We start from the raw sequence: 9,755 nt of genomic DNA on the forward strand, positions 1-9,755 counted from the left end.
ATTAAAGATTAGTGTAGCAGAAGAATCGGCGACTGAAAAGAACTCTCATCGACAACTAGCGGGAAGAAAAAAGATGTTTTATAATAGGGGATAAAGCAATATTCAATTCATACCAATTGGAAAAGAGGGAATTAATCGTGGCTGAAATTCGCATCCGCAATACCGACGAGCGCATTTCCGGTGAAGAGCAGGTCAAGGCATTTCTAGATTCCCAAGAAGTTCTCTATGAGCATTGGGATTCGGACAAGCTGGACGAGTCGCTGCGCGAGAAATTCGTTCTGACAGACGAGGAAAAAGCCCGCATTCTCGAAACATACGATTCCGAAATCCGCGATCTGGCGGGCCGCCGCGGCTATCAGATCTGGGATATCATCACGCTGTCGGAATCGACGCCAAACCTGGATGAACTGCTCCAGAAGTTCGAGAACGTGCATACTCATACGGAAGACGAGATCCGCGCGATTACCGCAGGTCGTGGTATTTTCATCATTAAGGGCACTGATGATGTTGGTTACTTCGACGTCGAGCTCCAAGCTGGAGATGTCATCTCCGTCCCAGAAAACAAACCGCACTTCTTCACGTTGATGGATAATCGTAAAATCGTCGCGGTGCGCCTGTTCATCGAAAAAGATGGCTGGATCGCCCACAATTATTCGGACCCACAATTCCAAAAAGCCTAACCTTTCCTACAACAGGGTTACAAATGAAACGGACCTGTCACACCCCTAAGTAAGGGTGTACAGGTCCGTTTCATTTGTTTATATGTTAGCCAAGCAGCGGAATTAGCTGGTCCAATCGAGAAATTTCATGCACCGGTATGATCTCATCTGTACGGGTTTTGGCGTCGCGGTTGACCCAAACACTTGTCATTCCAATCGTGTTTGCGCCCAGAATATCCGTTGTCAGCTTATCACCGACCATGATTCCGTCTTCCGGATCAACTCCGATACATTCCAGTGCATGGCGGAAAATACCGGCATCTGGCTTACCCATTCCATAGTTGCCGCTGATGATGATCTCATCAAAATAAGGCGTCAGCTCCGGAACGCCGAGCAATTTCTCCTCTTGCAAATCCGGCGTCCCGTTCGTAAGTAGCAACAGCTTGTACTTGCCCTTGAGAGCATCAAGCACCTCGAAGGTCTCTTCGTAAACGATCGGCCGTTTGCGCCGCTCGGCCGGGAATCGTTCAGCCAGCTCGGCGCCAAGCTCGGCGTTGTCGATGCCAAGTGCTGCGAGTCCACGCGTCCAGGCATCTTTGCGGTAGCCGGGAGCCAACTGCTGCAGCTTGCGGAAAGACTCATGCTCTCCACCAGTGAAGTTAGCCCACAGTCCTTCGAAAGGGTTGATACCAATCAGCTTGGTGAAATCGAACGTCTCATAGGCGCTGTACAGCGCTCTCGCTTCGCTGCGGACTGCTTCTTCCAGCTTGACAGGATCTACTCCGCACTGCTCTTGCGCATAGTCTGTAGTAGCCCGAAAAGCCTCCTCCACACTACGCTCGTCCCATAAAAGCGTATCATCAAGATCAAATAACACCGCTTTTTTTGCCATGTTCCGTTCTCTCCCCCGCACTGCGTATGATGAGTTGCTGCATGCATACCATGTCTCGTGCTGCTTTCGGTCTATCATACTAATGCCGTCCACAAATCGTACTACTTCAGGTCTACTCTTGCATCCTTATTGCTTCATACAGCTAATTTACACTCGGTTGAAGCAAAGTATTTCACTATTGCCTATCGAAACGAATCCCATGCGCTGCGGCCATCTGCTCAAGACTTTCACCCATCTGCTCGATCGGATAACGGTTCATCACTCGGGAGAACACCCAATTTCCACCCTTTACTGGCTGGATAACAACATAACCCTTTTGAACCGAGATGCTCTTGATCTCATCTTTGTTGAGCCGTTTGTCTCCCATCATACGCCTCGTCTGCACATGGTCTGATCCGACCTGAAGATAGGGACGACGAAGGAAAAACAGCACTGCCAACGCTACATAAGCGGCAACGAGCAACCAACTTTGTGAACCGCTCCCCTTTTCTGTAGGGAGAAGAGAGAACAAGACCACAACAGAGACAAGCAAAATTGGGGAAATATAGTTGCGGCCCTTAAAACGGACCGGAGCGGTAGGATCAACTTTACCGGCATTGGGTTTAAATAGATCTTGACCACTTTTTTTGCGTTGTTTGTTCAATTGCGATGAGTTGCGGCGGATTTTGCGTTCCCAGGAACGTGACAAATTCTTTGACCTCCAAATGTGAAATAAGTATGCCTAACTTAGTCTTCTTTTTTTTCTTCATCTACCCATTCAATAGTATCCAGCTGCTGCTTGAAATTGCGCTTGAAATTATTCAAGTATTCCTGGCGCAAGCGGGTACGCTCTATGGCTTCATCAGGCGTAAGCCCGATTGTTTTATGCTTTCGCGAGAGCTCATTGATTCGAGCGATCAGAGCGTTGATGTCCATTGTCGGTCCCTCCCCCCGTTGTAAAAATCCTTTTCCTTCTAACTTTGAACGATGAGAAGGGACATGTCAAGAATACGAAAAGCCCTCTGGATGAAAGTCCGAGGGCGGTAAGTGAAAGCAAGAAATTAACTGTTAGTCAATGTAAGAAAAAATCAGTTGATGAGAGGGATAATGAGCTTGTCACCTGGATCAATGGAAGTTGATGCTAGGCCGTTACGCTTCTTAAGCCAAAACACACCTTCGCGGATATCATCCGATATATTGTAAGTTGCAGCAATAGACCAGAGCGTATCACCACTCGTTACGGTAATGCTCATCTCATCAGGAGCGGACGGGGCAATCTCCGAGCTGCTGGCTTGAGTGAATCCCCAAAGGCTTGTCAGAAGAAGAACGAACAACATCGCAGCAACTAGCCAAGGAACCATACGCCGAGCATGCCCGAAAGAATATGAAGAAGCGGAAGACTTCGATCTGCCGCGATAAGACTGTTCCATTGAAGAAGTCAAAGACTGTGTGTGTGTAGACGGAGAAACTGCGCCTGATCGATCACTACTGCTGTATCCCGATAACGTCAACATGAGATCCACTCCCAAACGTTTGTTCTGGTATCAGCTTAGCACGAACATTTGTTTCCGTCAATGTATTTCTGGAACGTTTGTTCGCAGAAATTATTCAACTTTCTATTGTTTTTCGAACAAGCAATCTCTTAAAATCACGGTCTGTTATTTTTCCGGAGTATAGGAGCTTAAGCTACTCCAAACTTATGCTTGTTTCTCCGTAATTTACGAACAACTGTTTCTCGAACTTATGTTTGTACGAACTCGGGTTCTGTGCTATACTCTGAAAAAGCTATCGTCTACTAAAACTATTCTGGAGTGAGTGCGATGTCTAAAGTGTCCAACCGCCAACAGGCGATACTCGACTTCATTAAGAATGAAGTGCGGGAAAAGGGCTATCCGCCTTCTGTACGTGAGATCGGCGAGGCGGTAGGTCTTGCATCCAGCTCTACCGTTCACGGCCATCTGGACCGCCTGGAGAAGAAGGGTATGATCCGCCGCGATCCAACGAAGCCGAGAGCAATCGAGATTCTCGACGGCGACTCTCCGTCTGAGCTTCCGTTCCCGACTTCTGTCAGCAAGATCCCTGTTGTAGGCAAGGTTACCGCTGGCTTGCCAATTACTGCTACCGAGAACATCGAGGAGTACTTCCCTCTCCCCGCTCATTTTGTCGGAGATCATGAAGTGTTCATGCTGAGCGTTGTGGGAGAGAGCATGATTGAGGCTGGTATACATAGCGGCGACTACGTCATCGTTCGCCAGCAATCTTCTGCGAGCAACGGAGATATCGTCGTTGCCATGACAGAAGACGATGAAGCTACCGTCAAGACCTTCTACAAAGAGAAGGATCATATCCGTCTTCAACCGGAGAACTCCTCCATGGAGCCAATCCGTCTGAAGAATGTAAGTATCCTCGGCAAGGTCATCGGCCTTTTCCGCGACTTCCACTAGGCTTGTCCTACGGTGTCCAATGCGGTTGATTTAAGGGGTGAGTTTCCTCCATTACCCCCGTTTTTATGCCTTTATTCAACGAAACGCGCACTCTGACAGAGTGCGCGTTTTTTTGTCAAAGGTTCCTATTATTCGCACGATTCGAGCTGCCTCCGTTACATCTTTCCCTATATGTGAGCCTTCTAGAGGATCAAGGCAGCTTATCAAAGAAAAATTTATTCTGGTAGATCAGATTGCTACCAGGGAACTTAAAGCTCAGCTGAAATCCAGATGATTTGATTTGAATATCGACCAGGAAGCGACTTCGTACGTAAGGCCGCAGCAGGCGGTCTAGCTTTTCATCATCGCCTCGTTTCACAGCATCTGCCGCATGACGCGCGAACAAACGGCTTGTCGACAGTTTGCGATAGAGAGGTACAATGGCAGTTGAGATCCTGCGTAACGCGGTGGAGCTGAATGTGAACTGTGCCGTACCGGGAATGATCGATGTTGCGTTGGTGTAGCTATTAAGCGGAGCCGGATAACTGAAATCGGCAAAAAAGCCGATCCCGTTCGTGCTGAACGCATCCAACACAGCAAAAGGAACTTTTTCCTGAAAAAGCAGGAGCAACGTATCCAAATCTGCTTCCTTTACCGCTTGTGACCAGCGCCTGGAAAATTGGCGATCCCGTACAAACTCCCGATAAAGAGGCAGCATGCTGCCTGCTGTTCTTGCAAGCATTACCGCTCTCAGCGGTGAACTTAATCCGCTTTTTTTGATCCGAACCATGCCCCGTCACCTCCTAACCGATCGCTCAAGTCCAATTGAAGCCTAAAGGCCCAATGGAACCTGTATAACGTCTGTAGGTACAAATAATATGCGGCAAAAGAGGCATTCAGAACACAAAAAGAAAAACCCCTCAGCCCGCTAGGACCAAGGGATTCTGATGCAGTTGCCCGAACCACTCTATGGATTCCTCATCTGAAATTACTGCAGCTCAAAATGAAAAAAGACATTCTAAAACAAGCCGCGCTGATCATAGTTTAGCGTTGACAATCCGCGAAAAGACCTCCACCTAATGTCAACTAACTTCAAATCTATTCGTGAAGCTATGGAAATCAAGCCCTCAAGATCGATCCTCCTGGATCGATAAATAAGTGTACTAATCTTGCTGAATAGCCTGATCCAATCTGCCTCTTTCCTCATAGTAATATTGATGTAACAGCAAAGGAGTGCGGAATACAATGAGCTTTGAAATGGCGAAGCAGCTCGTCGATTCGATATAATCAATGTAACTGAGAATCCAGGTCTCACATTAGTCTCAACGAGTTTGTGGGGAGACTTCGCCCACCCCCTCCTCCTCTACACGTGATCCTGCCCGGGCAAATCTATCACTTTGAGGTAAGCACTATTATATTTGGAAATGTAAAAGTAGCCCGTGTTGTTTACGACGTAGTATCGATGACCGGTATAGTTATTGGAAGTTTTAGAGTAGATATGACAATAAGCACATATGTACCTTCAACTGCAATTTATTTAAAAAAAGGTATCGGTTATACCCTTAATAACGGAAACACCTACGTCTATCTCCGAAATAGTTAAATAAGTATCATAATTTTGGGGCAGTTAATTATTATTTGGTGATCCGCCCGCCGACTGCTAATGTCGATAGGCTTTTTGTCTATCCAAAAGGTCGGTTTTATCAACTTCCCAAGCCCTCAAGACACGATTAGCGCTGAAATACCTTCGCATCAATCTATATCAAGCCGCGCAACACATTGCGCTCTGTATCCGTTAACCTCCTCATGAGTTATCACGCTCCTGAGTCAATTTTAGTCCGAACGTACATTCTCATCAAGTTAAGCCAGTACCATTCTACGAATTCCTCATATGATGTTGGTATAACGCCATAGGAAGAACTTGATATGAAGTTAGGAACCGTTTTGGTTTTGTTTATTTTGTTTGTGATTGTTTCAAGAGTTTTTTCAGGCGAGGTTCACCATAATCAACAATAGCATCTTCTACACGTTCATTTTAACTAATTTAACCGGGGAGGCAAGCCCGAGTCCAGAAGTTGAAACTATTCTTCCATTAAGTAGCGCTCGCTTTGAAGTCACAAGAAGCGTCTACACTACAAATGCCACCGCCACGTACGCTGCAATAAGAAACGGTTTAAATCGCGGAGATCTTATTTTTACAATGCGGAATTTCTCGACCTCTGGTGCAGCATTCAGAAATATTCAACACCCGATATCGCTCGTTACAAGAACTGGCCCAGTTAGCTTTAATCCAATTTTAAATATCTACAGTTAACTATAGTTCAGAGATTTTAATGAATAAACATTCCTGGCCCACCGACCACAAGGTCAGCGGGCATTAAATGTTTTCATAGCCCGAACCACTCTATGGATTCCTCATATGATATTGATAGAATGCCACTGGAGGAAAATTGAATGAATATAGGTATGATTCTAGTTCTGTTTATTTTGATAGTGGTTGTTGCACAAACCTTTTGTAAAGAGTCGAACCGTACTTTTCCCATTCAGCCAGATAACGGTTTTCCCTCCATCGCAGCTTCACTAAGATTCGAGATCCGGAACGATTCTTCGTATAGGCTATCCACAATCTCACTGTCGGGAGATTTTGAACCTCCCCTGCCAGCGCAGCACACCATTCCTCCTGGAGGATTCTATCGTTATGAGGTTTTAGTCATACCCCGTAGAGCTACCGTTGCACGAGTGACTTATGCTGTAGTTGGTAATGATGGTGCTTCTGTAGGGAGTCTTAGCACGGCGATGTACAGGACCATTTATTTTGGGGCAGGCTTTGAGAGTACTATAATCCAAGGGCCTATCTTTGAACAGACTGAAGGCAGAATTATGCGTGTCTACGATAGACTATAAACAAAAACAAGCCTGCAGACCAATTGAACTGACCCCGAAAAGTTTAAGCTGCGTTTGTGGACTGTAGCCGGTAATCTACTAGAGACAGTCCACTTAGTTTTTCCTTCGTTCTACGATGATTATAATAATAATCAAAGCAATTCCCTTTTCGAGACATGCTTTGAATAATTCCGTGCTTTTTAAGAGTATGGCGGTAATGTTAATGTTGATACTGCCACCCTTGGTCTGAATGGAACGTGAGCTTATGACTATACGGCACTTTCGCTTTTCCTGAACTAAGGCATGTAACTTTTTTAGGTAATCAACTTCCATGCGCAAACGTCTATTTTCTTGCTCCATATCCACTGTAGAATCTACGTTAGATGCCATTGCTTGAATGGAGGGATTACTCCCCCTATTACTTCCACGACGTTCTATATAAAGAGCGTCAACGCCTTCTTTGAGGAACTGACGCTGCCATCTACGGATTGCACTATCTGCTACTCCGTGCTTCTTAGTGGCCCCTTTATAACTCAATTGATAGTTTTGCATATCGTCAAGAATAAATAACTTCTGTTCACCGGTGAAAGTACGCTTAGTCGCTTTATCTACAATGCCATATTCACCATTATTGATGTAGGCGGCCACCCACTGATTGACAGTTGCATGGTTCATTCCGTATTTACGATCTGCCTCATTTTCCGATAAACCATGTTTAAGAACTTCATGAACAACCTTTTGTCGAATTTCCATGTTGTACCTACTCATAATAGAAAAACCGCACCCCTTCGCCTGGACTAGTATAGCATGTGTCCAACTTTTGGGGTGCGGTTCATTAAAGGTCAGCGGGCTTAAACACTCTATGGGACAGGGCCCATACCGTTCTTTCATCCGTCACACGCTACGATACCTGTATCGTACAGGTGATGCGCATGACCCAACTCCTGGCCCCTATTTTAGTATTGAACCCGGCGGAACATCTCATTTTGAGCTTAAAACAGATTGGCCTTTTACAACGTCAGCTACGATCTATTATTATCTCTATATATCAGGCCTTACTTATGGTGATTTTGTCGTAACATTGCGATATGGGTGCTACCATTTATGCAACCACTGATGGACAGGTTGACACTCGTTCAAGTTATGATGAGAGGTACCCAACACTATATGTCACCGATAAGGTTTAAACGTACATCTTCTTCTTCACATTATATCACTGCGCCGACAGCCCCAGCACTTTTGCCTTAAACGCCTCCCAGCCTGTCCACTCCCCATGTTCGTACATCAGCCGCGGAAACGTTTGAAACGCAGCACACCATCTTTACCTGCAAACAGGCACGCGGTATTTGCAGCTGCGATAAAGCCTTGCATCTGACGGTAGGTGTAGCCCGTAGGGGCTAGAGGGATCGTCCCCGGCCGGATTTGCACGCTGCTGTCGTAGGTGTATCCGAGTCTTAAAGTCTTCCTTCTACATACAATTTGATTAAAGTACAAGAATTGGAGGACTTTTATTATGGGTTTAATTCTCGTTTGTTTATTTTATTGGTCATAGTCACGAGTATGTTTCCCAGTGATGGTGATGGTAATGGATCCAACGGTCCCGTCATATCTGCCACACAAGGATTTGTCATTCACAATAATACAAATAGCTACAGGCTCGGTTTAAATGCGCTTGATGGAAATTCTCCTCCCCCCGACCCGGGCAGCATTTTACCGGGTCAGACTAGTCGTTATGAAGTACCGATCATTTTCCCAACCACGAATACAGTAACTGCTATATAGAGCGCACTTAAGATCATAACCAAACAAGCAGACGATCGATGGTTTCCATCGGATTCTTATTAATTCGATTCATAAATTGACTCACATGAAGCTTGATCTTATAGAATTTTTCAAAGAATACGTTATTGACTACGTCAGCTTTGAGCCATAGCCACAAGCCTTCCACCGGATTCAGGTTCGGGCTGTAAGGCGGCAGAAAGACCAACTGCAAACGAGGATGTTTTTTGAGAAACGGCTGTAACGCTTTAGCATGATGAATGCGGCTGTTGTCCAGGATCAAGGCCATTTTTCCCGACGGGTACACAGAAAGTAGATCTTCAAGAAAGCGAACAAAAGCCGCTACATCCGCTTTCTCTTCTTCTCGATGATGCACCTGTCCGGTTTCGTAGTTAATCGCCCCAAACAACTTGGCTCCTTCATGCTTGCCGTAAGTCGGCACTTTGCGTTGCCTGCCACGTGGGAACCAGTTGTATTGCAGCGCTTGATAGGAGCGAATCATGGATTCGTCTTCAAACAGCAGATGATCGATTTCTTCGGCTTCCACCTGTTTCTTGAGCTGAGCGAACGTTTGCTTGCGGAAAAGGGCTTGGGCATCCGCATCGGCTCTAACCAGCGAATAGGTCGCTTTGGTAAAGCTGAAGTTCATGCGTCCCAGCATCGCGCTGATACCGCGTACGCTCATGGTGACACCAAACGTCATCTTGATCCACTCGGCTACCAGCGGAAGTGTCCAGGTGTGACGCGCTTCAAAGCCAACATCGACTGGGGTTTTCTGCTCCAGCATGGCGCCTAGCTGGCTGCGTTGCTCATCCGTGAGCTTTGTCGGTTGTCCGGGAGAATGATCCATTTCCAGCCCGGCAAGACCACGTTCTTGATACGCTTGCCAATAGAGGCTGATCGTTTGGCGCGTGCGATTGAGTAAATGGCCGATTTCCTCAAACGAGTGACCTTCAAAGCGAAGACGGACCGCCAGGTATCTCTCGTAAAGCCGTTTATCTGAAGTTTCTCTCATGGACACATTGAGTTTCTCCATTTCTGCAGTACTCATTTTCATCACCACCGGGTTCTTGTTACTATTCATTACCCACTTTGGTGGTAAGCCTGACTTTGTTCGTTTTTCACTTGCGCTCTATATAG

8 protein-coding genes and 2 pseudogenes are annotated in these 9,755 nt (G+C 46.1%); 2 read left to right on the forward strand and 8 right to left on the reverse strand.

Going from position 1 to position 9,755, the window contains the following annotated elements:
- The first annotated feature begins 137 nt into the window (after positions 1-137).
- Positions 138-680 (forward strand): 1,2-dihydroxy-3-keto-5-methylthiopentene dioxygenase, encoded by a 543-nt coding sequence (locus CGZ75_RS07210; protein WP_089523540.1) that lies wholly within the window; start codon positions 138-140, stop codon positions 678-680.
- A gap of 85 nt (positions 681-765) precedes the next feature.
- On the opposite strand, the gene CGZ75_RS07215 is transcribed toward CGZ75_RS07210, so the two are convergent.
- From CGZ75_RS07215 to CGZ75_RS25575, 4 genes are all read right to left on the reverse strand, one after another.
- A complete protein-coding gene (locus CGZ75_RS07215; RefSeq protein ID WP_089523541.1) occupies positions 766-1,551 on the reverse strand; it encodes an HAD family hydrolase in 786 nt (261 codons plus the stop codon).
- 175 nt (positions 1,552-1,726) lie between these two features.
- Positions 1,727-2,239 carry a hypothetical protein gene (locus tag CGZ75_RS07220; RefSeq protein ID WP_089523542.1) on the reverse strand — a complete coding sequence of 171 codons (513 nt, stop codon included), beginning with the start codon at positions 2,237-2,239 and terminating at the stop codon, positions 1,727-1,729.
- Positions 2,240-2,277: 38 nt separating this feature from the next.
- The gene (locus CGZ75_RS07225; RefSeq protein WP_089523543.1) at positions 2,278-2,466 is read right to left on the reverse strand and encodes a DUF896 domain-containing protein; all 189 of its coding nucleotides are present in this window, start codon (positions 2,464-2,466) and stop codon (positions 2,278-2,280) included.
- A gap of 152 nt (positions 2,467-2,618) precedes the next feature.
- Entirely contained in the window at positions 2,619-3,044 is a 426-nt protein-coding gene (locus CGZ75_RS25575) for a LysM peptidoglycan-binding domain-containing protein (protein WP_141136688.1), read from the reverse strand.
- Positions 3,045-3,350: 306 nt separating this feature from the next.
- On the opposite strand from CGZ75_RS25575, the gene lexA reads away from it, so the two are divergent.
- The gene (lexA, locus tag CGZ75_RS07235) at positions 3,351-3,974 is read left to right on the forward strand and encodes a transcriptional repressor LexA (protein WP_089523545.1); all 624 of its coding nucleotides are present in this window, start codon (positions 3,351-3,353) and stop codon (positions 3,972-3,974) included.
- Between the two features lie 190 nt (positions 3,975-4,164).
- Here lexA and CGZ75_RS07240 read toward each other — a convergent pair whose 3' ends face one another.
- From CGZ75_RS07240 to CGZ75_RS07255, 4 genes and pseudogenes are all read right to left on the reverse strand, one after another.
- Positions 4,165-4,743, reverse strand: coding sequence for a hypothetical protein (locus tag CGZ75_RS07240; protein ID WP_089523546.1), 579 nt, complete (start codon positions 4,741-4,743; stop codon positions 4,165-4,167).
- A gap of 2,157 nt (positions 4,744-6,900) precedes the next feature.
- Positions 6,901-7,089: pseudogene (locus CGZ75_RS25735) on the reverse strand (IS3 family transposase); the annotation flags it as partial.
- Between the two features lie 83 nt (positions 7,090-7,172).
- Positions 7,173-7,727: pseudogene (locus tag CGZ75_RS26330) on the reverse strand (transposase); the annotation flags it as partial.
- A gap of 904 nt (positions 7,728-8,631) precedes the next feature.
- Positions 8,632-9,675 carry an IS630 family transposase gene (locus CGZ75_RS07255; RefSeq protein WP_425436444.1) on the reverse strand — a complete coding sequence of 348 codons (1,044 nt, stop codon included), beginning with the start codon at positions 9,673-9,675 and terminating at the stop codon, positions 8,632-8,634.
- Positions 9,676-9,755: the final 80 nt, after the last annotated feature.

Origin of the sequence: Paenibacillus herberti, from assembly GCF_002233675.1 — a bacterium.
Taxonomy (GTDB): Bacteria; Bacillota; Bacilli; order Paenibacillales; family Paenibacillaceae; genus Paenibacillus_O; species Paenibacillus_O herberti.